The following is a 24,507-nucleotide window of genomic DNA, read 5'->3' on the forward strand; positions in this document are numbered from 1 at the left end:
AGTGATCTGCGCCTCACAGGCAACCCCGTCCGACCCGTCGTCGTCTTGATCGGCAACAGGTGATGCCCTGGCCCTTGTGGCCGGGGCAGGTTTTCAGCCTGCTATGCACGTCATGTATACGCTCTGTGTATACATGGTGCGTATACCGACATGCTCACCGACGGAAAGGCATCGATGTACGGCAAGGCATTCGCCCCGGAATACCAGGGCGCCCTCACCACCCTGTCCGTCAACTCCTCCCTGACCGACGTCCTGGCAGCCGGCACCGAGCAGTTGAGGGCGGCCGAGCGCGCCGGACGTCCGGGCGAGGTGGCGCGTTCCGGACTCGCGGTGGCCGAGGCACACCGCCGGCTGGGCCGGGTCGAGGACGCGGACCGCGCCTGGAAGGCGAGTTACCGTGCCGCCCGTCAGGCCGAGGATGTCGGGGCGATGGCCTGGGCGCTGTGGAGCGGCGGCACGCTCGCCCGCCAGCGCGGCGCGTTCCCCCTGGCCCGGCGGCTCCTCCAGCTCGCGGCCGACCTGGGCGAACGCGGCGGGGACATCGTCGTACGCGGCTACTCACTGGCCGGCCTGGCCGAGACGGGCCGCATCCAGGGCGACTACGAGGCCGTCGGCCGGCTCCACGAGCAGTTGCTCGCCGAGGCCCGGCGGCGCGGGGAGGCGCGGCACACGGTCTGGGCGCTGGAGGGCATCGCGCAGATGCACCGCAACACCGGGGGTTACGACACCGCGTACGCCCTCTTCGAGGAGGCCGCCGAGATCGCCGCACGCGCCGACGACCGACGCGGCCACGCCTGGGCGCTGCGCGGTCTGGCCGATGTCGTGTCGGTGCGCGACGGGGACACCGAGCGGGCGCTGGAGCTGCTGAGCGAGGCGGAGACGACGTGCCGTGCGATGTGGCTCTCCAGCGCGCTGGCCTACAACCACAAGATGCGCGGCAACGTCCTGTACCGGGCGGGGCGTTACGCCGAGGCGCGCGCCCTGTACGAACAGGCGCTCGAGGAGTTCCGCACCATGAGCGAACCACGCGGTCAGGCCCTGTCGCGGCTGGGTCTCGCCAAGTCCCGGGCCCGGCTGGGCCGCGATCACGCCGAGACGGCGGCCGAACTGGCCGATCTCGCCGGCACGCTGGAGCGGATCGGCCTCCAGCACGCCCGCAAGATGGTGGCTCGCGCGTTCGAGGAGCTCGGCATACCGGATGCCGGGGGCGCGGCGGCGAGGGCGTCGGAGGTGGCCCGGTGACGGTGTCCTCCCTGACGGCGGAGACGGCGCGGCAGGCCACGTCACCGCACGGTGAGCGGCAGGGCCACGAAAGCGACCCCGGCCACCCCGCCGACGCGCACCGGGTCCTCGACCGCTGCCGCGCGCTCGTACGTCCCGCCCTCACCGAAGCCGTGGGGCGACTGCACCCCTGGATCGGCGAGATGGCCGCCTACTCCTTCGGCTGGTGCGAGGTGGGCGGCGCCCCGGTGGCCGCCCCCGGCGGCAAAGGCGTTCGGCAGGCCCTCGCGGTGCTCGGTGCCGAGGCGGCCGGCGCACCCGCGCGAGCGGGCGTGGCCGCGGCCGTGGCGGTGGAGCTGGTGCACACCTTCTCCCTGCTGCACGACGACATCATGGACGGCGACGCGGACCGGCGCCGTCGCCCGGCCGTGTGGAAGGCCTACGGCACGGGCCCTGCGGTCCTCGCCGGAGACGCCCTGTTCGCGCTGGCCGTCGAGACGCTCGCCGCGCAGCCGGGCGGTGCCGGGGCCGTGCGGACGCTCTCCGCGGCGCTGGGCGACCTGGTGCGCGGCCAGGCGGACGACCTGCTGTTCACCGACCGTCCCTGGACGGGGCCGGAACGAGTACGGCCCGAGGAGTACCGGACGCTGGCCGAGCACAAGACCGGTGCCCTGCTGGGCTGCGCGGCCGCGCTGGGCGCCGCGCTCGGCGGGGCCGCCCCCGAGACGGTCGCCGCCCTCGACCGGGTGGGCCGGCACCTCGGGATCGCCTTCCAGATCGTCGACGACGTACTGGGCATCTGGGGAGACCCACGGGTCACCGGCAAGCCGGTCCACGGCGACCTGCGGGAGCGGAAGAAGACGTTCCCGGTCCTGGTCGCGCTGGGCTCCCCCGCGCGCGGCCGGATCGCCGCACTCCTGGAGGCCGGTGACGCGCCCGGTGAGGCTGCGGAGCTGATCGAGCAGGCGGGTGGCCGTTCGGCGGCCATGGCGGAGGCCCGGCGTCATATCGCCCTCATCGACACGGCGCTCGCCGGGGTGCCGCTGGAGGCCGGGGCTGCCGCCGAACTGCGCGCACTGCTCGGCTTCCTGGTCCGACGAGACCTCTGAGCCGACCGCCCCCCGGGGAATCGGCCGCCGAATTCGTCGGAGGGGTTCGAGTTCAGCCGTCGGACAGCTTCGTATTTACCCCCGGTTACCACCAGGCCAGCCCGGGATTTGCGAATCCCCGGGCTTCGGCCGGCGAATTCGCTCACCCTTCGGCGGCCCGAGGCGGCCGAGTTGAGCCGCCGCTGAGCCCGCGAAAGACCGTTTTCTCTCGCACACTTGCTCCCCACTCTTGAATAAAAGACAAGAATGACCGCGGAGTTGCGATCCGTTTGAACGCGGCACGCCTCATCCCCCGTACTTCTGGAAAAGGTGAGAGCCAGGTTTCCAGCGAGGGATGGCCATGGGCAGGGCGCACGTCTCCACACACCAGTTGGTCGCCGGCCGGTACCGGCTGCTCGAGATCATCCAGCGGGAGACCAACCGCATCTGCTGGTACGCCGAGGACCTCGGCACCGGCGACATCTCCCGGCCGTGCGTCGTCATGCAGGTCGGGCTTCCGGACAACGCGTACGAGACCGAGCGGCGGGCCGCCGCCCGCCTGCTGCGCACGTCCGAGAACATGGCGCTGCTGAGCCCCGGCCGGATCGCCGCGGTCGTGGACGCCGTCGAGGAGGCCGGCACCCTGTGGACCGTCAACGAGTGGATCGACGGCACTCCCCTCGGTGAGCTCCTGTCGGAGCAGGGCACGTTCAACTACGTGCGGGCCGCCCGCGTCGGCCTGGAACTGCTCGACATACTGGACGCCGCGCACGCCGAGGGCATCACCCACGGCGAGCTCAGCCCCGGCCAGGTGTTCGTGCGCGAGGACCACTCGATCGTCGTCACCGGCTTCGGCCTGGCCGGTGCGACCCTGGCGCCCCGGCTCACGGCGTTCGCGTACGCCTCGCCGGAGCAGGCCCGTGACGAGCGCATCGGGCCGGCGGCCGACCTGTGGGCGCTCGGCGCGATCCTGTACACGATGGTCGAGGGGCGCCCGCCGTTCCGGGACCGCGGGCGTCCGGAGAACACCCTGAAGGGCGTGGACCGGCTGCCGCTGCGCACACCGATGCGCGCCGGGCCGCTGACGCAGGTCGTGCAAGGGCTGCTGCGCAAGGACTCACGGGAGCGGCTGACCCGCACGGTGGTCCGTGAGGCGCTGACCCGTGCCCTCAGCGAGGACCCCGAGGCGGGCCTGGCGTCGGTTCCGGCTCCGCGGCTGCGGGGCGCGTACGCCGCCATCCGGCCGGGGAGCCCGGCGTGGAGCAGACGGACCATGATGGCCGGGACCGCCCTGGCCGTCGTCACGGTCGCGGTCGCCGTGCTCGCCGCGACGCAGGGGCTGCCCGGCGGCGACTCCGGCAGCGACGCGTCCGACTCGCCGGCCCGGCCACCGGCCTCCGCGGCCACGCCGGGCGAGCCCACCGGCGGCGACGGCACCGGTCCGTCCGGCGCGCCGAGTCCGACCAAGAGCCCCTCCTCGCCCACGCCCACCCCGTCGTCCCCCACGCCCACGCCCACAGCGTCCGCCCCGGCCACGGCCCTGCCGCCGGGCTTCCACCGCTACCAAGCGCCGGAGGGCTTCTCCGTCGCGCTGCCCGAGGGCTGGAAGCGGCTGGACACCGACCGCCAGGGCGATCTGCGGTACCGGGTCGTCTTCGGCGCCGACGGCGACGACCGCACGCTGGCCGTCACCTACAGCAAGGGTGTGGGCCCGGACCCCGTGGCCGTGTGGCGGGACGAGGTCGAACCCAACCTGGAGCGGTCCGGCGACTACCGGCGGATCGGCGAGATCCGCGCGACGACGTACCAGGGGCTCGAGGCCGCCGACATGGAGTGGACGGCGGACGTCGGCGACATCCGGACGCACACCTTCGGCAGGGGCTTCCTGCTCGGCGGGGGCCGGAGCTTCTCGCTGCGCTGGAGCGCCCCGGACGCCGACTGGAAGGACGCCGCGAACCAGGAGGCACTGCGGACCGTCCTGAAGACCTTCCGGCCGGGCTCAGACTGAGCCGCGCGGCGCGCGCAGGGAGGTGAGCGGGCCGGGGTGCAGGGGCTGGGTGCGCCAGCGCGCGGTGAGCGTACGCTCCGCGAGGGAGCAGGTCAGCGCCAGGCGGTGCGGGGTCTCCAGGAACGTCACCTCCACGGCCAGCGTGCCGGAATCGGTCCAGCCGCCGCTCACCGCGGTCGGGAGCGGCTCCTCCGCCACAGTCCAGCCGTCCGCCCCGATCCGCAGATCGAGCCGGTCCTCGCCCTCCGTGAGCCTGAGCGTCCAGCCGCCGGCGTCCGGTACGAGCCGGGCCGCCCGGGCCGGACCGTCCCCCTGCAAAGACGCGAACTCGGCGGCCGACCACTCCTCGGCCCGGTCCGGGGGTGCGGGCCTGCCCGGGGCGGGCGGCAGCGCGAGGCCCGCGAGGCGCTCCCGCAGGGACGTGTCGGCGGCCTCCCGGCCGGGCAGGGGCCCGGGGCCGAAGGCGGGCAGCAGGTGCTCCCAGACGAGGTTCAGGAAGTCCTGCATCCGTTCGGTCGCCGCGGTCGTCGCGATGACCACGTCGTGCTCGGGCAGCACCAGGCAGAACTGGCCGTACGCGCCGTCGCCCCGGAAGCCGTGCCGGGACATCCAGAACTGGAAACCGTAGCCCCGGTCCCAGTCCTGCCGGTCCGCGTCACCCATCGCGCCGGAGGTCGGAATGTGCGGGCGCGCGGCCCGGGACACCCACCCCTCGGGCAGCAGCCGCTCGCCCTCCCGGACGCCGTCGCGCAGATACAGCTGACCGAACCGCGCGACGGCGTCGGTGGTGGCGTGCAGCCCGCTGAAGCCGATCTCGCGGCCGGTGCGGTCGCGCCGCCAGGAGACCTCGCCGATGCCCAGCGGATCCAGCAGCCGGGGTCGCAGATACGCGGTGAGCGGCTGCCCGGTCACCCGCTGGACGATCGCGGCCAGCGTGTAGGTGGCGGGCTGGTTGTAGGCGAAGACGGTGCCGGGGTCGCGGTCCGGCGGTTGCAGCAGGAACCCGCGGACCGGCTCCAGGGGGTCCGTCCGGTAGGCCTCGTCGACGGTCTCCTTCTCGTGGCCGCTCGACATGGACGCCACGTGCCGCACGAGCATGGCCCGGCTGCGCGGGTCGGTGATGTCGGCCTCGAACTCGGGGAAGTAGGAGATCACCGGCGCGTCGAAGTCGAGCAGGCCCTCGGCCTCGGCCAGGGCGGCGGCGGTCCCGGTGAAGCTCTTGCTGAGCGAGTACAGCAGGTGGGGGCGGTCGGGGGTGTACGGCGCCCACCAGCCGGAGGCGACCAGGTGTCCGTGCCGCATGATCATCAGGCTGTGCGGCTCGATCTCCGGGGCCGCTTCGAGGGCGTCCAGAAAGGCGTGGACGCCCAAGGCGTCGACCCCCTGGGCGGCGGGGCTGCCGGTGGGCAGGTCAGAGGCGCTCATGGGGGCATCCTGCCCCTCCGAGCGCACCTTGATCGAGCTGTTTTCCGGCCCCTTGTCAGGGGACTCGACGGCCATGGTGCAAATCGGATACACGATGATGACCGAGCAGGCCGGCCCCCGGGAGCTCGTCGACCATGTGGTGCGGGCCGAGGAGGCGGGCTTCGACTTCTCGGTGACCTCGGACCACTACTTCCCGTGGCTGCGTTCGCAGGGTCACTCGCCCTACGCGTGGACGGTGCTCGGCGCGGCCGCCCAGGCCACGTCACGTATCCCGCTGATGACGTACGTGACGTGCCCGACGTTCCGCTACCACCCCGCGGTGGTGGCGCAGAAGGCGGCGACGCTGCAATTGCTGTCCGAGGGCAGGTTCCGGCTGGGGCTCGGCTCCGGCGAGAACCTCAACGAGCACGTGGTGGGCGGCGGCTGGCCGGCCGTCGACGTACGGCACGAGATGTTCGAGGAGGCCGTGGAGATCATCCGCGCCCTCTTCAAGGGTGGCCACGTCAACCACCACGGCACGCACTTCGACGTGGAGTCGGCCCGGCTGTGGGACCTGCCGGAGGAGGCGCCGCCCATCGGTGTCGCCGTCTCCGGGGAGCAGTCGTGCGAGCTCGCCGGCCGGCTCGGCGACCTGGTGATCGCCACGGAGCCCAAGGCAGATCTGCTGGAGGCGTTCGACCGGCACGGCGGTGAGGGCAAGCCCCGGGTCGGCCAGCTGCCGGTGTGCTACGACCCCGACCGGGACGCCGCGATCGAGCGTGCCCACTCCCAGTTCCGCTGGTTCGGCAGCGGCTGGAAGGTCAACTCGGAGCTGCCGCACCCGAATTCCTTCGAGGCGGCGACCCAGTTCGTCAGGCCCGACGACGTCGCCGGTGCCATCCCGTGCGGTGACGACCCGGAGGCGTTCGTGGAGGCCGTCCGCCCGTACGCCGAGGCCGGGTTCACCGAGGTCGCCCTGGTCCAGATCGGCGGCGAGTCGCAGCCGGCGTACCTGGACTGGTCGGAGAAGACCCTGCTGCCCGCGCTGCGCGACGCGTTCGGCTGAAGTCCGCCGCCAGCGCTTCGACGACCTGTTCGACGAGTTGAGCCCTCCGCGCCGGAGGGCTCTTCTTCACGACGGCGCTGATCCGCTGCGCCTCCTCGGTGGTGGGCAGGTACCCGACCAGGAGCAGCGGCAGCAGCAGGCGTCTGACGAGCACCTCGGTCGCGGAGTTGCCCTGCGGTCTGCGCACCACCGAGACGTTGACCCGGATCGCGTGTTCGTTGCCCGGCGGAACAGCCGGCCGGTCCGTCTCGATCGCGGCGTAGCGGAAGCCGTGCGCCAGGTCGCAGGAGGGACAGCCGGCCGGGCCGCGTGCGAGCCGGTCGCCGCAGTCGGGGCACACCAGCCGGTCGAGGGCGGCGTCCACCACCCGCCAGTCGTGCCGGTCGGGTTCGGCCGCGACCATCTCGGCCAGGGCCTTCTCCTGCCCGGCGCCGGAGACGTCCCACCGGCGCAGGAAGGCGGCCCACTCCCCCTCGACGATGCCGTCCACCAGTTCACCGCAGGCGGCACAGGCGGGGGCACCGCCGTACTCGAGTCCACCGCACCGGGCGCAGCGGCGCGGCGCCGCACCGACCTCGGGTCGCACCATGGTGCGCATCCTCGCGCACCCGCGACCGGCGGGGAAACCGGTTTACGGCCCTGGCCTGCGCAGACGGTGAACAGCGGGTCGGCGGATGCCGATAGGCTTCCGTCCGCACCTCGTGCACCCCGACCTGCCCCGTCCCAGGAGAGTCGTCCGTGACCGTAGCCTTCACCCCGCCCGAGACGTCCCCCGCGCCGCCCGCGCCCGTCTGCGACCCGGTCGCGCGGGACGCGCGGGAGTTCGGAGCGTACGCCCGGACCGGAGGGTGGGCCTTCGGGCTGAAGGTGGCGCGCAGCGTCCGGCCCGGAGGGCAGGGCGCGGACGAGACGCCGAAGGTGTCCGCGAAGGAGTTCGCGGAGCTCGCCGGGTGCTCCCCCGACCGGGTCATGCGCTACTACAAGGCGTGGGACCGGGCGGCCGACGACGGGCTGGTCCCGCAGTTCGAGGCCCTGACGCCGGGTCAGGAGGTGGAGCTGCCGGACGCCGACGTGTGGCTGAGCTACTACGTCTCCCGCAACAGCGCCACCTCCGAACGCGGTACCGCCATCACCGAGGCCGCCGAGGCTGAGGGCATCCGGCCCACCAAGGCGCTGGAGGTCGCCGAGAACCCCACCGCCCTGCGGGCCGCGATCCTCGCCGACCCCTCCACCGCCCGGGCGGCCCGCCAGGCCCTGCTGGACCGGGTCCGGGAGGATCCGGACCTCCAGGCCGAGCTGGCCCGTGACGTGGTGCGCACCGACGAGCTGAAGAAGGCGGTCGCCGGCGAGAGCAGGGCGGCCGACCGGATCGGGTACGTGCGGCAGATCGCCGAGTCGGGGCAGATCAAGACGCCCGCCGGGCAGACCGTCGACGCGCCCGTCGAGCTGCGGCAGGAGGCCGAGCGGCACCTGTCGCTCATCGACGAGCTGGACGAGGGCGAGGACTCCGGGGAATGGGCCGCCGAGGCCTACGACACCATGAAGTCCCTCGTCGTCGAGGCCGTGGAGACCGACCCGGGCCTGCGCGTGCAGGAGCGGCGCACGAAGTTCTACAGCAGCCTGCAGAAGGCGACGAAGGTGTTCGAGGAGCTGACCTTCGACGACGCCGGGGACTTCTACGAGGACGACATGGTCCAGCGGCTGGAGGAACTCCAGCAGGCCGTGGCCGTCTGCATCGCGTCCCTGCGCGGAGCCCGCGCGAATCACCCGGAGGGCTGAGCATCTTGTGCGTGTGAGGGGTACTAGAGGGCTCTACGTCGGTTCTTACCGGAGGCCCTCTCGTGAACTCCTTCGTGCACAAGACCCTGGTGGTGCAGCTCCAGGCGGGCGACACGGACCGTTTCTCCGTGCTCGCCCACCTGAGCTACGACACCACGGACCCCTTCGCCGTCACCGTGGTCTTCAGCCACGACGGCCGCGTCCTCGCCCGGTGGCAGCTGGACCGGGAGATGCTCGGTGACGCGCTGCGGCGCCCCGTCGGGATCGGGGACGTGCGGATGCGGCCGGAGTCCCGGGGCATGTGGCAGGAGCTGCGCATGGAGTTCCTCGGGGACGCCCGTCCGGACGGCGGCCGTCACCACGCGGTGGTGTTCGCGTGGGCCCCGGCGTTCGCGGCGTTCCTGCGGGAGACCTACGAGATCGTGCGGCCGGGCCGCGAGGAGGTCCATGTCGACGACTTCCTGGCGGACGTCATCGCCGGGAGCTGATCAGCGGGAGAGCTGAGTAGCGGTACTCATGCGGAGGGCTCGCCCCGGCCGCGACGATGGGCTGCCACGAGAGGAGCCCACCATGGCCGCCGTATCCGACGTGCGTCGTCCAGTCCCACGGCTGTCGCTGCCCGCCGCGCTCGCCTGGGGCGTGCTCGCGGTGCTGGCGCTGTCGGCGTGGGGCCCGCACGACCGTACGACCTGGTTCCTGGAGACCGTCTGGGTCGTCGTGGGACTGCCGCTGCTCGTGCTGGTGTGGCGGCGCTTCCCGCTGACGAACCTGCTGTGCTGCCTGCTGGCCGCCCACGCCGTCGTGCTGATGGTGGGCGGCCACTACACCTACGCCGAGGTGCCCCTCGGCGACTGGGTCCGGGACACCTTCGGCCTGGACCGCAATCCGTACGACCGGTTCGGGCACCTCATGCAGGGCTTCGTCCCCGCCGTACTGGTGCGGGAGCTGCTGGTGCGCACCTCGCCGCTGCGCGGCAGCCGCTGGCTGGCGCCGCTGACCGTCTGCGCGTGCCTGGCCTTCAGTGCCGTCTTCGAGATGCTCGAGTGGGCGGCGGCCGTGGCCGGCGGGCACGCCGCGGACGCCTTCCTGGCCACCCAGGGCGATGTGTGGGACACGCAGTGGGACATGTTCTGCGCGCTGATCGGGGCGATTTCGTCACTGCTTCTGCTGGGCCGCGTGCACGACCGGCAGCTGGTGAAGCTGTCACTCCGACGTGTGGCGGTAGCGGATCCACAGGGGGAGGACGAACCAGCACAGCAGATACCAGCCGACCACACCGGCGACCAGGTAGGGCACGAAGCCGTCGTGCGTCGCCACGCGCAGGATCAGCAGCAGTGACGCGGTCGTCGTGGCGAGCAGCAGCAGGAGGCCGAGCAGCGTCAGCTGGGAGGCCACCCGCACGGCCTGGGGCTTGATGCGCCGCCCGGAGACGAGGCGGTGCAGGGACACCGGCCCGATCAGCGCGCCGGTCGCGCACGCGCCGAGGACGACCGTGACGAGATAGATCGTCTGATCCGTGTCGGTCAGAGTGTCGTACTTCTCGGTGAACACGACGGTGAGCAGGAATCCGAAAAGGATCTGCACGCCCATCTGGGCCACGCGGACCTCCTGGATGAGCTCCTGCCACATCCGGTCCGCTCTCTCCTCCTCCGTCTCGTTGCGCCCCCGGCGCCTGACCGCGCCCTCTGCCGCGTCCGCCACGGTTCCTCCCCGGTGTGAATCCCGATGTGCTTCTGTGCCGCGAGTTCCCCGTAAGCGGCCGTCCTCCCGGCCGGCGCGGCGGTTTGAGGGAACGGCGGGCGGTTACACGGACGGCGACCTGACGCACAGCCCGAGGAGGTCGTGGACGCATGTCCGGTACGCAGCTCACCGTGACGCTCAGCGGCGGGGGCGCCGACGACGCACGCGCGGTCGTCCGGGCGCTGGAAGGAACGTTCGGGGCGCCGGACGAGCTTCCCGCCGACGAGAAGGCGACGGTGCACATGGCGACCTTCGACAGCGACACGGACGCGGGCGCAGGAGGGAGCACCGGGGAGGGCGGCGAGCGCCTGTCGGCGCCGGTGACCGTGACCGTGCAGGGCTCCCCGGAGGCGGTACGACGGGCGAGCGACACGCTCACCCGGGTCTTCACCGCCCGGGACGACGGGGTCGCCTCCGGCGACCAGGAGCAGGAGAGGCAGCTGCTCCTCGTGCCGTGACGGGGACCGTCTCCTCTACCAGCGGGACTCCACCTGGTCCTTGATGCGCCGGTCGTAGAGGTCGCGGATCGCCGCCGTCGTCTCGCCGGGCAGCTTGGGCAGTCGGGCGGCGGACGCGTTGGCCCGAGCCTGCTCGGGCGAACGGGCGCCGGGGATCACGGTGGTCACGCCGGGCTGCTCGATGATCCAGCGCAGGGCCAGCTGGGCCGGGGTGTACCCCTCGGGGGCAAGGGCCGCGAACTCGGCGGCCGCCTCCACACCGGTGGCCCAGTCGACGCCGGAGAAGGTCTCGCCCACGTCGAAGGACTCGCCGTGCCGGTTGTAGGTGCGGTGGTCGTTCTCGGGGAAGACCGTCTCCCGCGTGTACTTGCCGGACAGCAGGCCGGAGGCCAGCGGGACGCGGGCGATGATGCCGACGCCCGCCGCACGCGCGGCCGGGAGCACCTCGCGCAGGGGCTTCATGCGGAACGGGTTGAGGATGATCTGCACACTCGCGACGTTGGGCCGCGCGATCGCGGTCAGTGCCTCCTGGCAGGTCTCGACGCTGACGCCGTACGCGGCGACGCGCTCCTCCTCGACCAGGGTGTCCAGCGCGTCGAACACCTCGTCCATGGAGTAGACGGGCGTCGGCGGGCAGTGCAGCTGCACCAGGTCGACGCGGTCCACGCCGAGGTTGCGCCGGGAGCGGTCGTTCCAGGCGCGGAAGTTGTCGAGCACGTAGTTCCCGGGGATCTGGTCGACCCGGCGGCCCATCTTGGTGGCGACCAGGACGTGCAGGTCCGGCCTGCCGCTGAGGAACGAGGCGATGGTCTGCTCGCTGCGGCCGTCGCCGTACACGTCGGCCGTGTCGAAGAAGGTCACCCCGGACTCGGCCGCGGTCTCCAGCACCCTGAGGGCTCTCTTGTCGTCGACGTCGCCCCAGTCGGCACCCAGCTGCCACGTACCGAGACCGATGACGGAGGCGTGCTGACCCGACCTGTCGAATGTGCGCTCGTCCATGGGCGTCAGTCTGTCATTCGTCACGGCCGCGCGCGGAACATCCGGATCCGGTCGGCAGCTCCCGACCGATTCACTCACACGAGTGAATACGATCGGCAGGAACACGTCACGTGTCAACGGGCCTCTAGCGTGACGTCACGTGACAACTGGTTCAGTGAGCAACTTCCCGTCGGACGACCCGCATTGGACGCGCAGGGGTTTCCTCCTCACTGCCGCCGCCCTGGCCGCCCTGCCGGGGCTGCCTGCGGATCCGGCGGTGGCCGCGGCGGAACTGCCGGACTTCCCGGCGGACGTCGCGCTGTACCGCTCGGCGTACCGCAACTGGGTCGGCGAGATCACGGCCGACGGCCTGTGGGCCTGTGCGCCCGCGGGGCCGGAGCAGGTGGTCGACGTCGTCAACTGGGCGTGGCGGCAAGGGTGGCGGGTGCGCGCCCGCGGCGCCGCGCACGGCTGGTCGCCCCTGACGCTGACGGAGGGGACACCGTCCCGTGCGCCCGTCCTCCTGGTCGACACCGCTCCCCACCTCACCGGTCTCGCCCTGGAGTCGCCCACGTCCGTGCGCGCCGGGACCGGCGTCACCCTGGAGGCCCTGCTGACCTACCTGGAGGAACACGGCCTCGGCGTCACGGCCACGCCGGCCCCCGGCGTCCTGACGCTGGGAGGCGCCCTGGCCGTCGACGCGCACGGCACCGCCGTACCCGCGCGGGGCGAGCGGCGCCCGGCCGGGCACACGTACGGCTCGCTCAGCAATCTGATCCTGTCCCTGACGGCCGTGGTGTGGGACTCCCGGGCCGGCGCGTACGCGCTGCGCACGTTCCACCGCGACGAGGCGGACTGCGCCGCGCTGCTGACCCATCTCGGACGGTCCCTGGTGACCGAGGTGGTGCTGCGGGTGGGCGCGAACACCGACTTGCGGTGTGTGAGCCGCACGGACATCCCGGCCGGGGAACTCTTCGCCGCGCCCGGCTCGGGCGACGGGCGTACCTTCGCGAGCTTCCTGGACGAGGCAGGGCGGGTCGAGGCGATCTGGTTCGCCTTCACCGAGCATCCCTGGCTGAAGGTGTGGAGCGTCTCCCCCACCCGGCCGCTGACGTCGCGGCACGTGCGGCAGCCGTACAACTACCCGTTCTCCGACAACATCCCGGCCCCGGTGGCGGAGCTGGTGGGCCGGATGACGTCGGACGCCGCCTGGTACCTGGCTCCGCTGCTCGGGACGGCGCAGTACGACGCGGCCGCGCTCGGGCTCGTGACGACGGCCTCCGCGGACCTGTGGGGGCCGTCCAAGAACACGCTGCTGTATCTGAAGCCGACCACCCTGCGGGTCCACGCCGACGGCTACGCGGTGCTCACCCCGCGGAACGGGGTGCAGCGGGTCGTCTCCGAGTTCGCCGCGTTCTACCGGGAGCGGCTGACGGCGTACGCGGCCCGGGGCAGCTTCCCGGTCAACGGCTCGGTGGAGATCCGCGTGACCGGTCTCGACGACCCGGCCGACGCCGGGGTGGCCGGGGCCCGCCCGCCCCTGCTGTCCGCGCTCCGCCCGCGCGAGGACCACCCCGAGTGGGACACGGCGGTGTGGCTGGACGTCCTGACGCTGCCGGGCACGCCGGACGCGGAGGCGTTCCTGCGCGAGATCGAGCGGTTCCTGCTGGGCACCTTCGACGGCGGCTTCGCCCTGACCCGGGTGGAGTGGTCCAAGGGCTGGGCGTACACGGGCGACGGGGTGTGGAGCGACGAGGAGGTGCTGAGGACGGTGGTGCCCGCCGCCGTCGGTACGGCGGAGTGGGCCGAGGCGGACGCGGCACTGGGCCGGCTCGACCCGCACCGCGTGTACGGCAACGCCTTCCTGGACCGGCTGTTCGGCCCGGTGCTCAGGGACTGAGGTGGGCCTGCACCGCGGGCGCGTACCGGTCCACCAGGGTGTCGATCGCGGTCGCCCGTACCTCGGTGCCCCGGGCGATGCCGTACATCACGCCCAGGCCGAGCAGGGTCGCGACGGCCAGTTCGGCGCGCAGGCCCGCGTCGGGGCCGGTGAGTCGGGCGGTGAGGCGGTCGGTCACCTGGGTGCGGAAGTTGGCGCGCAGGATGTCGCCCTGCTCGCCGTGCAGGGGCGCGAAGACGATCCGCAGCAGCGGGTCGGCGCCCTGCTCGGACTGGCTGAGCAGCACGTGCCGGACCATGTGCGGGCCGAGTCCGTCGAGCGGAGCGGCCAGCAGGGCGTCGGCGTCGGTCTCGAAGGACATGACCCGCGCGAAGAGCGTGTCCTTGTTGCCGAAGTACTTGAGGATCAGCGGCGCGCTCACACCGGCGCGGTCGGCGACCGCCTTGAGCGTGATGTCGGCGTGCGCGTGCCGGGCCAGCAGATGACGGGCCGCCTTCAGGATGGCCGCTTTGGTCGCCTCGGCGTCCCGGCGGGCGGGTGTGGGCGTGACGTGTGGAGTGCTCACGGCACTCATGCTCCCTCCATCGCCTGGTCGCGCGCGTCCCGGGTGCGGTCCCCGGCCGGCTGCGGTCCGTCGGGGCCGGCGTCCCGGGGGATGCACAGCGCCACCGCGGCGGCGAGGAGGGCGATCGTCCCGGCCATCGCGAAAGCCAGCAGGTAGCCGTGCAGGGTGGGCACGGGCGCGCCGCCGACCAGGCTGGTGTGGTGCACCAGGACGGCGGCCACGGCGGCGCTGGAGCAGGCCTGGCCGATCGTCCGCATCAGGACGTTGACGCCGTTGGCGGAAGCGGTCTGCTCGGCCGGTACGGCCCGCAGGATGAGTGTGGGGAGCGCCGAGTAGGCCAGGGTGGTCCCGGTCGCCACGACCGTGGCACCCGCGACGATCATCCACAGCTCCCGGCTGTCGGCGATGCGGACCGCGTACCCGGCGGCGATCACCACCGCTCCGGCGGCGAGCGTGACGCGCGGCCCGCGCGCGGCGGAGATCCGGGCGGAGAGCGGCGACAGCAGCAGCATGACGATGCCGCCGGGCAGCAGGCACAGGCCGGTGGCGACGATGGACAGACCGAGCCCGTACCCCGTGGCCTCGGGCGCCTGCACCAGTTGGGCGGTGACGAGGGTGTTGGCGTAGAAGGCGAACCCGGCGAGCAGGGCCGCCAGATGGGACAGTCCCACCCTGGGCTGCGCCACCAGCCGCAGGTCCACCAGCGGCTGGGCGGCCCTCAGCTGCTGCCGGCACCACAGCGCGAGCACGACGGCGGCGGCCACGAACAGGCCCACGACGCGCGGGCTGCCCCAGCCCCACTGCCCGCCCTGGGACACTCCGAGCAGCAGACACACGAGCCCGGCGGCCAATCCCAGCGTGCCCGGCACGTCGAAACGGCCCGGCTGCCGCGCCGGCGACTCCCGCACCGCCCACCACACCAGTGTCAGGCCCGTGGCCCCGAGGAGGCTGGTCACCCAGAACATGGTGTGCCAGTTCGCGTACTGCACGACCACCGCGGCCAGCGGCAGGCCGAGCGCGGCGCCGATGCCGACGGTGGAGCTCATCAGGGCCACGGCCGACCCCCGGCGCTCCGGCGGCAGTTCGTCCCGCAGGATGCTGATGGACAGCGGGACGACCGCGGCGGCGGCTCCGGACAGGGCGCGGGCGGCGATCAGCACCGCGATGTCGGAGGAGAGGGCGCACAGGACCGAGCCCGCCGTCATCAGCGTGAGGGCGGACATGAGTACCCGCCGCTTGCCGTACATGTCGCCGGCCCGGCCCAGGACCGGAGTGAGGACGGCTCCGGAGAGCAGGGTGGCCGTGACCATCCAGGAGACGGCGCCGGCCGACGCACCGGTCAGCCGGGGCAGGTCGGGCAGCAGCGGGACGACCACGGTCTGCATGACGGCCATGAGAATGCCACCGAACGCGAGCACCGGGACGGTGAGCCGGGTGCGTATCGCGGCGGTCCGGTCCATTGGTACTCCAGCGGGCTACGCCTGGCGAGGCGGCGGGTGAATTCCTATTCACCTTACTCGGTGAATTCCCATTCACCAACATGGGCGGGATGCGGGCGCACCGGATGAGGGCGGTCGCCTCCAGGGCGCCGCCCTCCACGTGACCACCGGATCGCGCCAGTTTCGCGGCGTGACACGCACCACGAGCACCGGATCTCACGGGGAGAAACAGTCGCCGCAGCCCCCCAGGCGGGCGGAATTTCCCCCTCCGCAACCGACACGGCCACACCTCACAGCAAGATCATCTTCGTTCAACCTTGCACGACATAAGGGGAATTGCCCGGATCGTAGCCAACCGGCTCGCGTGGATTTCTCCCGCTACCGGAGGGGCCGGTAGGCATGCGGGGTCATCAGCCGAACGAACCCAGGAGATCCGTATGCCGGAACTCAGCCGCCGCCGTGCGCTCACCGCCGCGGCCGTGCTCGCCACGGCCGTGGGAACGCTGTCAGGGACGACCCCGGCCCTCGCCGCCGCACACCACGGCTCCCCCGGGACCTTCGACGAGGTCTACAAGGGCCGGCGGATACAGGGCCGGCCGGCCGAAGGAGCGGGCCATCACCACCACGGCGCCGGATACGCGGTGTTCGTCGACGGGGTGGAGCTGCACGTGATGCGCAACGCCGACGGCACCTGGATCAGCGTCGTCAGCCACTACGACCCGGTGGCCACCCCGCGCGCCGCCGCCCGTGCCGCCGTCGACGAGTTGCAGGGCGCGCCACTGCTGCCCTTCCCCGCCAACTGACCCGAACCGAAAGGCATCTGGAGCACCCGCTCATGACCGTCCGCAAGAACCAGTCCGCCCTGACCACCGACGAGAAGCGGCGCTTCGTCGCCGCCCTCATGGAACTGAAGCGCAGCGGCCGCTACGACGCGTTCGTCACGACGCACAACGAGTTCATCGTCTCCGACACCGATGACGGCGAGCGGACGGGCCACCGCTCACCGTCCTTCCTGCCCTGGCACCGAAGATTCCTCCTGGAGTTCGAGCGGGCCCTGCAGTCGGTGGACGCGTCGGTGGCGCTGCCGTACTGGGACTGGACCGTCGACCGGTCGCCGCGCGCCTCCCTGTGGGCGCCCGACTTCCTCGGGGGTACCGGGCGTGAGCGCGACGGCCGTGTGTCGGACGGGCCGTTCGCCGCGACCGCCGGCGGCTGGCCGATCAACGTACGCGTCGACGGCCGTACGTTCCTGCGGCGCTCGCTCGGCTCCGGGGGACGCCCGCTGCCCACGGCGGCCGAGGTCGAGTCGGTGCTGTCGATGCCGACCTACGACATGGCGCCCTGGAACAGCGCCTCGGACGGTTTCCGCAACCACCTCGAAGGGTGGCGGGGCGTCAATCTGCACAACCGCGTCCATGTCTGGGTGGGCGGACACATGGCCACCGGGGCCTCTCCCAACGACCCGGTGTTCTGGCTGCACCACGCGTACATCGACAAGCTGTGGGCCGAGTGGCAGCGGCGGCACCCCGGCGCCGGCTATCTGCCGGTCTCGGGCACGCCGAACGTGGTCGACCTCCACGAGACGATGAGGCCGTGGCACGACACGAGTCCGGCGGATCTGCTGGACCACACGCCGCACTACACGTTCGACGCCTGATTCAGGCGGTCGCGGCCGTGCGGCACTCCGGGTGGCCCCAGCCGCTGTCGTTCTTGGCGATGGGCTCGCCCGCCGCGTAGGGGCGGCCGCACTGGCAGCGGCCCGGGAACTTGGCCTTGATGGTGCGCGAAGAGGTCTTCTTCGCGGTGCGTGCCGTGCCGCCGCGCGACCGGGAGCGCGGGGCCTTGGCCGGGACGTCGGGGGCGGGCGGCGGCTCGGGCGAACCGTGCTCGCTGCCCGCGGGCTCCTGGACGGTGGCGGCCTGGCTGGCGGCGCGGTCGGCGAAGTCGTTGAGCCGGTCGCCGTCGACCTGGTGGGCGGGCACGTAGCGGAACTCGACCGAGCGGCCGTCCAGCAGCTCGTCGATGCGCACGACGAGGTCCTGATTGGCGACCGGCTTGCCGCCGGACGTCTTCCAGCCGTTGCGCTTCCAGCCGGGCAGCCAGGTGGTGACGGCCTTCATCGCGTACTGCGAGTCCATCCGGATCTCGAGCGGCACGGCCGGGTCGGTGGCTGCCAGCAGGCGCTCCAGCGCGGTGAGTTCCGCGACGTTGTTGGTGGCCTTGCCGAGGGGCCCCGCCTCCCAGCGCACCGGGCTCTCGGAAGCGTCGGCGACGACCCAGGCCCAGCCCGCGGGCCCGGGGTTTCCCTTCGAAGCCCCGTCACACGCGGCCACAACACGTTCAGGCATGGGCTCGATCATGCCATGACCGCACGGGTGGCTCGGCCGGGAGGGGGCGCCTACGACACGTCCGTGAGCTTCGGCATGTCGCCCTCGGTCGTCGTGGTGTCGATCACCGAGAAGTTCGCGCCCTGCGGATCGCTGAGGGCGGCGAACCGGCCGAACGGTGTGGTCATCGGGCCGAACCGCAGCACACCACCGAGCTTGGTGGCCTTCGCCGCGGCCTCGTCGCAGTCCTCGACGCCGAAGTAGACGTTGATGTACGGCTGCACCTCGGGCGGGAACTCCTCCGTCATCCTCATCCGGCCCAGCACCGTGCGTTCACCGAGATCGTAGACCCGGAAGTCCATCTCACCGTCCTCCATGTCCCGCTGCCGGTAGGAGAAGACGGCGGGGAAGAACGCGTCGGACTTCTCGGGCTCGCGGGTGAAGACCTCGGCCCAGGTGTAGGCGCCCGGTTCGGCCGTGGACTCGAAGCCCTCGTGCGTGCCCGCCTGCCAGACCCCGAAGACGACACCGCTGGGATCGCGGGCCAGGCACATGGTGCCGAACTCGCCGACCTGCATCGGCTCCATCAGCACCTCGCCGCCGCTGTCACGGATCCGGGCCGCGGTGGCGGCGGTGTCGTCACTGGCGAAGTACAGGCACCACTGCGACTGGCCCTCCTGCCCGGGCATGGGCGGGACGACGGCGGCGACCGCCTTGCCGTTCGCGTAGGCCTGGGTGTAGTTGCCGTATTCCGCGGACGCCTCGGCGAAGGTCCAGCCGAGAACGTCTCCGTAGAAGTTCTTGGCGCCCTCGAGGTCGTTGAACATCGCGTCGGCCCAGCACGGGGTTCCTTCGGGTTGCACGGCCATGACTGCGAGCCTCTCGAAAAGGGTGGATCGGTCCGTTTCCTCACGCTAGTCACCCCTGGACCGGCCCGCGCGCCGAACGGGCGGTTCCGCCGCAGACTGGGCAGGGAGGGCCGCGGACGGTGCGGGGAGCGACGGCATGGCGGACGGGACGATGCGCGCCTGGTCGGTGGTGCGGCCGGGGCCGGTCGAGGAGGGGGCTCTGCGGCTGGTCGAGAAGCCGGTGCCCGTGCCCGCGGACGACGAGCTGCTGGTGCGGGTTCGCACCTGCGGTGTGTGCCGTACCGACCTGCACGTCGCCGAGGGCGATCTGCCGGTACGCCGGGTGGGCGTCACGCCCGGTCACGAGGTCGTCGGTGTCGTGGCCGAGGCGGGTGCGGCGGTGCGCGGCTTCACGCCGGGCGAACGGGTCGGCGTGGCCTGGCTGCGCCGCACGGACGGCAGCTGTGCGTACTGCCGTCGCGGCGCGGAGAACCTCTGCGCGCGGTCCGCGTACACGGGCTGGCACGCCGACGGCGGCTACGCGCAGTACACGACGGTGCCCGCCGCGTTCGCGTACCGGCTGCCGGAGGACGTCTCGGACCTGGCACTGGCACCCCTTCTGTGCGCCGGCATCATCGGCCACCGCGCCCTGCGACGGTCCGCGCTGCCGTCCGGCGGGCGGCTCGGGCTGTACGGCTTCGGGGGCAGCGCCCATCTGTGCGCGCAGGTGGCGATCGCCGAGGGAGCCACGGTGCACGTCATGACGCGCGGCACCGAGGCCCGTCGGCTGGCGCTGGAGCTTGGTGCCGCGTCCGCGCAGGACGCCTACGCGAGGCCCCCTGAGGCGCTGAACAGCGCGATCCTGTTCGCCCCGGTGGGCGACCTGGTCCCGGTCGCCCTGCGCGCCCTGGACCGCGGCGGCACTCTGGCCGTCGCCGGCATCCACCTCACCGACACGCCTCCCCTGCACTACGAGACCGAACTGTTCTACGAGAAACAGCTCCGCAGCGTCACCTCCAACACCCGCGAGGACGGCCGCGAGTTCCTGACCCTCGCGGCGAGGTACGGCGTACACGCGACGACCCACCCGTACCCCCTGTCACGCGCCACGGAGGCACTCGGCGACCTGAAGGCGGGGCGATTCGACGGGGCGGCCGTACTGGTGAACGACTTGGGGTGAAGGCCGGCGGGTTCCTGACCGGGCACGAGAACGGCAGCTTCCCGTATCTGCTGATCGCGGCCGACCGCGTGTGAGCCACCGTGTCCGGCACACGCCTTCCCCCCCGGCGCCCGGCTGTGTTTGCCTGAGTGCCGTTTCGGTGGCCGGGGGGCGGGAGTTGCCGCATGCGGAAGCCGTGGGTCGTGGGCGTGCTGCTGGCCGGGGTGCTGCTGGCCGGATGCGGGGATCCGGTGTCCGCGCCCGGGGAGCCACCGCCGACGGCGCCGCGCGCGTCGGCCACCACCCACCGGCGCGTCCCCGCCTCCCCCGCCCCGGGACCGACGAAGACGCCCAAGGTGCTGTACCTCGGCGACTCGCTGGCGATGGAGGCCCGGCGGGTGCTCGGGCAGGAGGTGCGCCGGGAACTGAAGGCGGAGTACCTGAGCGCCCCGTACTCCGGCACCACGCTGTGCGACTACCTGGAGGGGACCGCGGACCGGTCCCTGGTGCCGGCCGCCGACAAGGCCGCCGCACTGGTCCGCAGGCTGCGGCCCGACTTCGTGGTGCTGCAGTTCTGGGGCAACTCCTGGGGCTACACGCCGTGCATGGACGGCATCACCTACGACAAGTCCCCGGCCCGGTACTTCACCCGGTACGCCGCCGACGCGCGCCGGCTCACCGAGCAGATCGCCGCGGCCGGTGGCGGCACCCGCCCGCACGTCGTCTGGGTGTCACAGGGCCCGGACCCGATCACCCCGGACCGGGTCCGGCGCGTCAACGCGCTCTACCGGGAGCGTGCCGACGCGTCGGGCGGCCTCGTGGCCGACGCCGGGAAGGCGGTGAGCCCGGCCACCGGCCGCTACACCTGGACGCAGTACCTGCCCTGCACCCCTTACGAACGCGCCCATCCCGACTACTGCACCCAGCCGGGCCGCGGCCGGACGGCCCTGCACCGCGACGACGACCACCTGCACTTCTGCCTGGCGCCCACCACGTCCACGCCGAAGCCCTGCCCGGTGCGCTCCCCCGGCATCCTGCGCATCGCCCGGGAGATCACCAAAACCATTCGACAGTCGGCCGGCTGACCGCTCGAATGGACGCCATGGGCACGCTGCTGATGCATGAGGACGAGAGGGACATCGACGTCTCGCTCGTCGGCCGGCTGATCGCGGGACAGTTCCCGCAGTGGGCGGGGCTCCCCCTGCGGCGCCTGGAGTCCTCCGGGACCGAGAACGCCATGTTCCGGCTCGGGGCGGACAAGGTCGTGCGGCTCCCCCGGCATCCCCGCGCCGTCGAGGCCATCGCACACGAACTGCGCTGGCTGCCCCGGCTGGCCCCGGCGCTGCCCGCCGCCGCGCCCGAACCCCTCGGGCGGGGTGAGCCCGCGGAGGGCTTCCCGTGGCCCTGGTCGGTCTACGGCTGGCTGGACGGACACAACCCGGTGCCCGGCACGCTCGAGGAACCCGCCCTGCTCGCCGAGGACCTGGCGGCCTGTGTCTCGGCACTGCGCCGGATCGACGCGGCGGACGGGCCGGTCGGCTGCCGGGGCGTTCCGCTGGCGAGCCGGGACCGGTTCGTGCGGGAGGCCCTCGGGCAGCTGGCGGGCCGGGCCGACACCGCGGCGGTGACGGCCGTGTGGGAGGCGTCCCTGCGCGCCCCGGAGCACACCGGACCGCCGGCCTGGGCGCACGGCGACCTGATGGCCGGGAACCTGCTCGTCCGGGGCGGCCGGCTCACCGGCGTGATCGACTTCGGCACGGTAGGGGTGGGCGATCCCGCCGTCGACCTCATCGCCGCCTGGTGTCTGCTGCCCGCCGCGGCGCGCGGCGTCTTCCGTGCGGCCATGGGCGTGGACGAGGCCGAATGGACCCGGGCACGGGGCTGGGCCCTGTCGATCGCGGTCATCGCGCTGCCGTACTACTGGGACACCAACCCGCCGGTCGCGGCGAACTCCCGGCATGTGATCGGGGAGATCCTGGCCGAGACGGCGTAGGGGCAAAAGACGGCTCCGCCCCCGTGCCGGCACGTCACTCGCCCGCGTACGCCTTCTCCAGGGCGGCGATGTCGAACTTGCTCATCGCCATGAACGCCTGGGTGACGCGTGCTGCCTTCGCCGGGTCCGGGTCGGTGATCATCTCGTCGAGCCGGTCCGGGACGACCTGCCAGGACACGCCGTACCGGTCCTTGAGCCAGCCGCAGGGGCCGGGCTCGCCGCCGTTCTCGGTGAGCCTGGTCCAGTAGTAGTCGATCTCCTCCTGGTTCTCGCAGAAGATCATGAAGGAGACCGCCTCGCTGAACTTGAACTCGGGTCCGCCGTTGAGCCCGAGGAACCGGTGCCCGTTGGCCGTGAACTCGACGGTCATCACACTCCCGGCGGGCTGCGGCGCGCCCTCGGGGTAGCGGGCGATCTTGCCGACGCTGGAGTTCTTGAAGATCGAGACGTAGAAGTGGGCAGCCTCCTCTGCCTGGCCGTCGAACCAGAGACACGTGGTGAAACCGTCGGATGCCATCAGTACCTCCCGGGGTGTGGGTCGCTGTCGTCTGTGTCGACCGGTCCGGGCCCGGAAACTCATCGGCCGTTCCGGCCACGATCACGGGTGGCGTACACCCGCGCGAACCGGCATCCGGACCTGCCAACGTGATGTGCGGGCGTTCTTCCGTCAGTTGCGGGAGAAAGGGCTGAGCCCGCGCTCTGCCGGGAGCGGATCTGCCGAGGGCAGAGAAACCGTACGGGGGCGTCGCCGGAGGCCAAGTGTGGAGACGACAGCACATCCGCGGCATGTCCGCGGTGTTCCTGCTCCGACGAGGAGAACCGATGACTCCACTCACCACCCTCACCCCGCGGGCGGAGGAGGGCGACACCCCTGCGACCCGGTTCGACGACCATCTCGCCGCCCAGTTGCTCGCGCAGCGCATCGTGCTGCTCGGCACCCAGGTCGACGAGGTCTCCGCGAACCGGGTCTGCGCCCAGCTGCTGATCCTGTCCGCGGAGGACCCGCGCACCGACATCAGCCTGTACATCAACAGCCCCGGCGGCTCCGTGCACGCGGGACTCGCCATCTACGACACGATGCAGCTGATCCCCAACGACGTCTCGACGCTCGCCATGGGATTCGCGGCCAGCATGGGTCAGTTCCTGCTCTGCGTCGGCGCGCCCGGCAAGCGCTACGCCCTGCCGAACGCGCGGATCATGATGCACCAGGGGTCGGCGGGCATCGGCGGCACCACCGCCGACATCGAGATCCAGGCGGAGAACCTGGAGCACACCAAGCGGACCATGGAGCGGCTCATCGCCGAGCACACGGGCCACTCCGCGCAGACCATCTCCCGGGACGGCGACCGCGACCGCTGGTTCACGGCCGAGGAGGCCCGGGACTACGGCATCGTCGACCAGGTCGTGGAGTCGCTCGCCGATATCCGCCCGACCGCCCAGAAGCGACGGATGGGGCTCTGACATGGCCAACTACACGATCCCCTACGTCATCGAGCGGACCGCGCACGGCGAGCGTTCCTCCGACGTCTTCAGCCGGCTGCTGTCCGAACGGATCATCTTCCTCGGCACCGAGATCGACGACGGCGTGGCGAACGTCGTGATCGCCCAGCTCCTGCACCTGGAGTCGTCGGCGCCGGAGAGCGAGATCTCGGTCTACATCAACTCCCCGGGCGGCTCGTTCACTTCACTGATGGCGATCTACGACACGATGTCGTACGTGAAGGCGCCGATCTCGACCTGCTGTGTCGGGCAGGCGGCCTCCACGGCGGCCGTTCTGCTGGCCGGCGGGGACCCCGGGCGGCGGTTCGTGCTGGAGCACGCGCGTGTGCTGCTCGGCCAGCCGGCCGCGGGCGGCAGCCGGGGTGCGATCTCCGATCTCGCGCTCCAGGCCAAGGAGATGGTCCGGATCCGCTCCCAGGTCGAGGAGGTGCTGGCCCGGCACACCCACCACGACCTCGCGACCCTGCGCGCGGACATGGACCGGGACAAGGTGTTCACCGCCGAGGAGGCGGTGGCGTACGGGCTGGCCGACGAGGTGCTCAGCCGGCGCCTCGTGACGGTGTGAGGCGCCGGCCGGACCGGTTCAGGCGGCCAGGCACAGCCCGTCGTACGACGACGGCGACGCCCCGCGGCGGCTGCCGCCCGCGTGCCGCGAGGTGACGCGGGTCAGTTCGCCCTGAGCCCTCGACAGCAGGTCGCCGAGGCCCAGTCCGAGGGCGTGGGCGGCGGCCGCGAGGACCTCCGAGGAGGCCTCCTTGCGGCCTCGCTCCACTTCCGACAGGTACGGCATGGAGATCCGGGCCGCGTCGGCGACGTCCCTCAACGTGCGCTCCTGCGCGAGGCGTTCGCGGCGCAGGACGTCACCGACCAGGTCGCGCCAGAGGGGCTCCCTCGCGACCGGGGGTCCGTGGTGTGGCGCAGTGGTGGCGGGCCGGGCGGCCGCGGGGCGTGTGCCGGGCGGACGCAGCGGGATGACGCGGGCTTCCTCGGGCAGGTGGTTGGTCACCGCTCCAGCCTAGAATTCCTGGTCGTGC

25 protein-coding genes and 1 pseudogene are annotated in these 24,507 nt (G+C 72.4%); 16 read left to right on the forward strand and 10 right to left on the reverse strand.

Translation table 11 applies throughout. The features are described 5' to 3' along the window. Nucleotides 1–174: 174 nt before the first annotated feature. From ABEA82_RS13965 to ABEA82_RS13975, 3 genes are all read left to right on the forward strand, one after another. Entirely contained in the window at nt 175–1,242 is a 1,068-nt protein-coding gene (locus ABEA82_RS13965) for a tetratricopeptide repeat protein (RefSeq protein ID WP_345662348.1), read from the forward strand. Continuing rightward, nucleotides 1,239–2,330, forward strand: a complete 1,092-nt coding sequence (locus tag ABEA82_RS13970; RefSeq protein ID WP_345661770.1) for a polyprenyl synthetase family protein — start codon at nt 1,239–1,241, stop codon at nt 2,328–2,330. Before ABEA82_RS13965 ends, ABEA82_RS13970 begins: the two co-directional genes overlap by 4 nt. 340 nt (nt 2,331–2,670) lie before the next feature. Beyond that, nucleotides 2,671–4,317: a serine/threonine protein kinase gene (locus ABEA82_RS13975; protein ID WP_345661771.1), complete on the forward strand. Its 1,647-nt coding sequence runs from the start codon at nt 2,671–2,673 to the stop codon at nt 4,315–4,317. Here ABEA82_RS13975 and ABEA82_RS13980 read toward each other — a convergent pair. After that, nucleotides 4,309–5,742: a serine hydrolase domain-containing protein gene (locus ABEA82_RS13980; protein WP_345661772.1), complete on the reverse strand. Its 1,434-nt coding sequence runs from the start codon at nt 5,740–5,742 to the stop codon at nt 4,309–4,311. The two genes, ABEA82_RS13975 and ABEA82_RS13980, sit on opposite strands and share 9 nt — an antisense overlap. A 73-nt stretch (nt 5,743–5,815) precedes the next feature. Between ABEA82_RS13980 and ABEA82_RS13985 the strand changes: the two genes are divergently transcribed. Beyond that, nucleotides 5,816–6,787: an LLM class F420-dependent oxidoreductase gene (locus tag ABEA82_RS13985; RefSeq protein WP_345661773.1), complete on the forward strand. Its 972-nt coding sequence runs from the start codon at nt 5,816–5,818 to the stop codon at nt 6,785–6,787. Here ABEA82_RS13985 and ABEA82_RS13990 read toward each other — a convergent pair. Beyond that, nucleotides 6,684–7,376 (reverse strand): hypothetical protein, encoded by a 693-nt coding sequence (locus ABEA82_RS13990; RefSeq protein WP_345661774.1) that lies wholly within the window; start codon nt 7,374–7,376, stop codon nt 6,684–6,686. The genes ABEA82_RS13985 and ABEA82_RS13990 overlap by 104 nt on opposite strands. Nucleotides 7,377–7,525: 149 nt before the next feature. Here ABEA82_RS13990 and ABEA82_RS13995 point away from each other — a divergent pair, with 149 nt between their 5' ends. The 3 genes and pseudogenes from ABEA82_RS13995 to ABEA82_RS14005 form a co-directional block, all read left to right on the forward strand. Then, nucleotides 7,526–8,566, forward strand: a complete 1,041-nt coding sequence (locus ABEA82_RS13995) for a hypothetical protein (RefSeq protein ID WP_345661775.1) — start codon at nt 7,526–7,528, stop codon at nt 8,564–8,566. Nucleotides 8,567–8,628: 62 nt separating this feature from the next. Continuing rightward, nucleotides 8,629–9,054 (forward strand): SsgA family sporulation/cell division regulator, encoded by a 426-nt coding sequence (locus ABEA82_RS14000; RefSeq protein WP_345661776.1) that lies wholly within the window; start codon nt 8,629–8,631, stop codon nt 9,052–9,054. 82 nt (nt 9,055–9,136) lie between these two features. After that, nucleotides 9,137–9,694: pseudogene (locus ABEA82_RS14005) on the forward strand (DUF2238 domain-containing protein); the annotation flags it as partial. Between the two features lie 75 nt (nt 9,695–9,769). Here ABEA82_RS14005 and ABEA82_RS14010 read toward each other — a convergent pair. Then, a complete protein-coding gene (locus ABEA82_RS14010; RefSeq protein WP_345661777.1) occupies nt 9,770–10,267 on the reverse strand; it encodes a DUF6328 family protein in 498 nt (165 codons plus the stop codon). 149 nt (nt 10,268–10,416) lie between these two features. Here ABEA82_RS14010 and ABEA82_RS14015 point away from each other — a divergent pair, with 149 nt between their 5' ends. Continuing rightward, a complete protein-coding gene (locus ABEA82_RS14015; protein ID WP_345661778.1) occupies nt 10,417–10,764 on the forward strand; it encodes a hypothetical protein in 348 nt (115 codons plus the stop codon). A 15-nt stretch (nt 10,765–10,779) separates the two neighbouring features. Here the strand turns inward: ABEA82_RS14015 and ABEA82_RS14020 are convergent, their stop codons facing one another. Continuing rightward, on the reverse strand, nt 10,780–11,763 hold the full coding sequence (locus ABEA82_RS14020; protein WP_345661779.1) for an aldo/keto reductase: 984 nt from the start codon (nt 11,761–11,763) through the stop codon (nt 10,780–10,782). Nucleotides 11,764–11,902: 139 nt separating this feature from the next. Here ABEA82_RS14020 and ABEA82_RS14025 point away from each other — a divergent pair, with 139 nt between their 5' ends. Then, nucleotides 11,903–13,642 carry a cholesterol oxidase substrate-binding domain-containing protein gene (locus tag ABEA82_RS14025; RefSeq protein WP_345661780.1) on the forward strand — a complete coding sequence of 580 codons (1,740 nt, stop codon included), beginning with the start codon at nt 11,903–11,905 and terminating at the stop codon, nt 13,640–13,642. Here ABEA82_RS14025 and ABEA82_RS14030 read toward each other — a convergent pair. Continuing rightward, nucleotides 13,632–14,216 carry a TetR/AcrR family transcriptional regulator gene (locus ABEA82_RS14030; protein WP_345661781.1) on the reverse strand — a complete coding sequence of 195 codons (585 nt, stop codon included), beginning with the start codon at nt 14,214–14,216 and terminating at the stop codon, nt 13,632–13,634. The genes ABEA82_RS14025 and ABEA82_RS14030 overlap by 11 nt on opposite strands. Beyond that, complete coding sequence (locus tag ABEA82_RS14035) at nt 14,213–15,667, reverse strand: MFS transporter (protein ID WP_345661782.1); 1,455 nt, start codon at nt 15,665–15,667, stop codon at nt 14,213–14,215. Before ABEA82_RS14035 ends, ABEA82_RS14030 begins: the two co-directional genes overlap by 4 nt. A 416-nt stretch (nt 15,668–16,083) precedes the next feature. Here ABEA82_RS14035 and melC1 point away from each other — a divergent pair, with 416 nt between their 5' ends. Both melC1 and melC2 read left to right on the forward strand, forming a co-directional pair. Further along, entirely contained in the window at nt 16,084–16,449 is a 366-nt protein-coding gene (melC1, locus tag ABEA82_RS14040) for an apotyrosinase chaperone MelC1 (RefSeq protein ID WP_345661783.1), read from the forward strand. A gap of 32 nt (nt 16,450–16,481) precedes the next feature. Then, complete coding sequence (gene melC2, locus ABEA82_RS14045; RefSeq protein WP_345661784.1) at nt 16,482–17,303, forward strand: tyrosinase MelC2; 822 nt, start codon at nt 16,482–16,484, stop codon at nt 17,301–17,303. Nucleotide 17,304: 1 nt separating this feature from the next. Here melC2 and ABEA82_RS14050 read toward each other — a convergent pair whose 3' ends face one another. Continuing rightward, nucleotides 17,305–18,006, reverse strand: a complete 702-nt coding sequence (locus ABEA82_RS14050; RefSeq protein WP_345661785.1) for a ribonuclease H family protein — start codon at nt 18,004–18,006, stop codon at nt 17,305–17,307. 38 nt (nt 18,007–18,044) lie between these two features. Further along, nucleotides 18,045–18,842 carry a VOC family protein gene (locus ABEA82_RS14055; RefSeq protein ID WP_345661786.1) on the reverse strand — a complete coding sequence of 266 codons (798 nt, stop codon included), beginning with the start codon at nt 18,840–18,842 and terminating at the stop codon, nt 18,045–18,047. Between the two features lie 151 nt (nt 18,843–18,993). Between ABEA82_RS14055 and ABEA82_RS14060 the strand changes: the two genes are divergently transcribed. The 3 genes from ABEA82_RS14060 (at nt 18,994) to ABEA82_RS14070 (ending at nt 21,973) form a co-directional block, all read left to right on the forward strand. Then, nucleotides 18,994–20,001 carry a zinc-binding alcohol dehydrogenase family protein gene (locus ABEA82_RS14060; protein ID WP_345662349.1) on the forward strand — a complete coding sequence of 336 codons (1,008 nt, stop codon included), beginning with the start codon at nt 18,994–18,996 and terminating at the stop codon, nt 19,999–20,001. A gap of 164 nt (nt 20,002–20,165) precedes the next feature. Further along, the gene (locus ABEA82_RS14065; protein ID WP_345661787.1) at nt 20,166–21,065 is read left to right on the forward strand and encodes an SGNH/GDSL hydrolase family protein; all 900 of its coding nucleotides are present in this window, start codon (nt 20,166–20,168) and stop codon (nt 21,063–21,065) included. A gap of 17 nt (nt 21,066–21,082) precedes the next feature. Further along, nucleotides 21,083–21,973 carry an aminoglycoside phosphotransferase family protein gene (locus tag ABEA82_RS14070; RefSeq protein WP_345661788.1) on the forward strand — a complete coding sequence of 297 codons (891 nt, stop codon included), beginning with the start codon at nt 21,083–21,085 and terminating at the stop codon, nt 21,971–21,973. A 34-nt stretch (nt 21,974–22,007) separates the two neighbouring features. Here ABEA82_RS14070 and ABEA82_RS14075 read toward each other — a convergent pair whose 3' ends face one another. Then, on the reverse strand, nt 22,008–22,490 hold the full coding sequence (locus ABEA82_RS14075; protein ID WP_345661789.1) for a VOC family protein: 483 nt from the start codon (nt 22,488–22,490) through the stop codon (nt 22,008–22,010). A gap of 305 nt (nt 22,491–22,795) precedes the next feature. Between ABEA82_RS14075 and ABEA82_RS14080 the strand changes: the two genes are divergently transcribed. After that, nucleotides 22,796–23,434 (forward strand): ATP-dependent Clp protease proteolytic subunit, encoded by a 639-nt coding sequence (locus ABEA82_RS14080; protein ID WP_345661790.1) that lies wholly within the window; start codon nt 22,796–22,798, stop codon nt 23,432–23,434. A 1-nt stretch (nt 23,435) separates the two neighbouring features. After that, the gene (locus ABEA82_RS14085; RefSeq protein ID WP_345661791.1) at nt 23,436–24,038 is read left to right on the forward strand and encodes a ClpP family protease; all 603 of its coding nucleotides are present in this window, start codon (nt 23,436–23,438) and stop codon (nt 24,036–24,038) included. Nucleotides 24,039–24,056: 18 nt separating this feature from the next. Here the strand turns inward: ABEA82_RS14085 and ABEA82_RS14090 are convergent, their stop codons facing one another. Further along, the gene (locus ABEA82_RS14090; protein WP_345661792.1) at nt 24,057–24,479 is read right to left on the reverse strand and encodes a helix-turn-helix domain-containing protein; all 423 of its coding nucleotides are present in this window, start codon (nt 24,477–24,479) and stop codon (nt 24,057–24,059) included. Nucleotides 24,480–24,507 lie beyond the last annotated feature (28 nt).

Origin of the sequence: Streptomyces venetus, from assembly GCF_039540295.1 — a bacterium.
Lineage (GTDB): Bacteria > Actinomycetota > Actinomycetes > Streptomycetales > Streptomycetaceae > Streptomyces > Streptomyces venetus.

Bases quoted from the DNA above. Each gene is read 5' to 3' on its own strand.
- ABEA82_RS14055 (WP_345661786.1), bottom strand. From the start codon at position 18,842: ATGGCCGTGCAACCCGAAGGAACCCCGTGCTGGGCCGACGCGATGTTC.
- ABEA82_RS14075 (WP_345661789.1), bottom strand. From the start codon at position 22,490: ATGGCATCCGACGGTTTCACCACGTGTCTCTGGTTCGACGGCCAGGCA.
- ABEA82_RS14020 (WP_345661779.1), bottom strand. From the start codon at position 11,763: ATGGACGAGCGCACATTCGACAGGTCGGGTCAGCACGCCTCCGTCATC.
- melC1 (WP_345661783.1), top strand. From the start codon at position 16,084: ATGCCGGAACTCAGCCGCCGCCGTGCGCTCACCGCCGCGGCCGTGCTC.
- ABEA82_RS14015 (WP_345661778.1), top strand. From the start codon at position 10,417: ATGTCCGGTACGCAGCTCACCGTGACGCTCAGCGGCGGGGGCGCCGAC.
- ABEA82_RS14060 (WP_345662349.1), top strand. From the start codon at position 18,994: ATGCGCGCCTGGTCGGTGGTGCGGCCGGGGCCGGTCGAGGAGGGGGCT.
- ABEA82_RS13975 (WP_345661771.1), top strand. From the start codon at position 2,671: ATGGGCAGGGCGCACGTCTCCACACACCAGTTGGTCGCCGGCCGGTAC.
- ABEA82_RS14070 (WP_345661788.1), top strand. From the start codon at position 21,083: ATGGGCACGCTGCTGATGCATGAGGACGAGAGGGACATCGACGTCTCG.
- ABEA82_RS14065 (WP_345661787.1), top strand. From the start codon at position 20,166: ATGCGGAAGCCGTGGGTCGTGGGCGTGCTGCTGGCCGGGGTGCTGCTG.
- ABEA82_RS13985 (WP_345661773.1), top strand. From the start codon at position 5,816: ATGGTGCAAATCGGATACACGATGATGACCGAGCAGGCCGGCCCCCGG.
- ABEA82_RS13990 (WP_345661774.1), bottom strand. From the start codon at position 7,376: ATGGTGCGACCCGAGGTCGGTGCGGCGCCGCGCCGCTGCGCCCGGTGC.
- melC2 (WP_345661784.1), top strand. From the start codon at position 16,482: ATGACCGTCCGCAAGAACCAGTCCGCCCTGACCACCGACGAGAAGCGG.
- ABEA82_RS14035 (WP_345661782.1), bottom strand. From the start codon at position 15,667: ATGGACCGGACCGCCGCGATACGCACCCGGCTCACCGTCCCGGTGCTC.
- ABEA82_RS14080 (WP_345661790.1), top strand. From the start codon at position 22,796: ATGACTCCACTCACCACCCTCACCCCGCGGGCGGAGGAGGGCGACACC.
- ABEA82_RS14050 (WP_345661785.1), bottom strand. From the start codon at position 18,006: ATGATCGAGCCCATGCCTGAACGTGTTGTGGCCGCGTGTGACGGGGCT.
- ABEA82_RS14030 (WP_345661781.1), bottom strand. From the start codon at position 14,216: ATGAGTGCCGTGAGCACTCCACACGTCACGCCCACACCCGCCCGCCGG.
- ABEA82_RS13965 (WP_345662348.1), top strand. From the start codon at position 175: ATGTACGGCAAGGCATTCGCCCCGGAATACCAGGGCGCCCTCACCACC.
- ABEA82_RS13980 (WP_345661772.1), bottom strand. From the start codon at position 5,742: ATGAGCGCCTCTGACCTGCCCACCGGCAGCCCCGCCGCCCAGGGGGTC.
- ABEA82_RS14085 (WP_345661791.1), top strand. From the start codon at position 23,436: ATGGCCAACTACACGATCCCCTACGTCATCGAGCGGACCGCGCACGGC.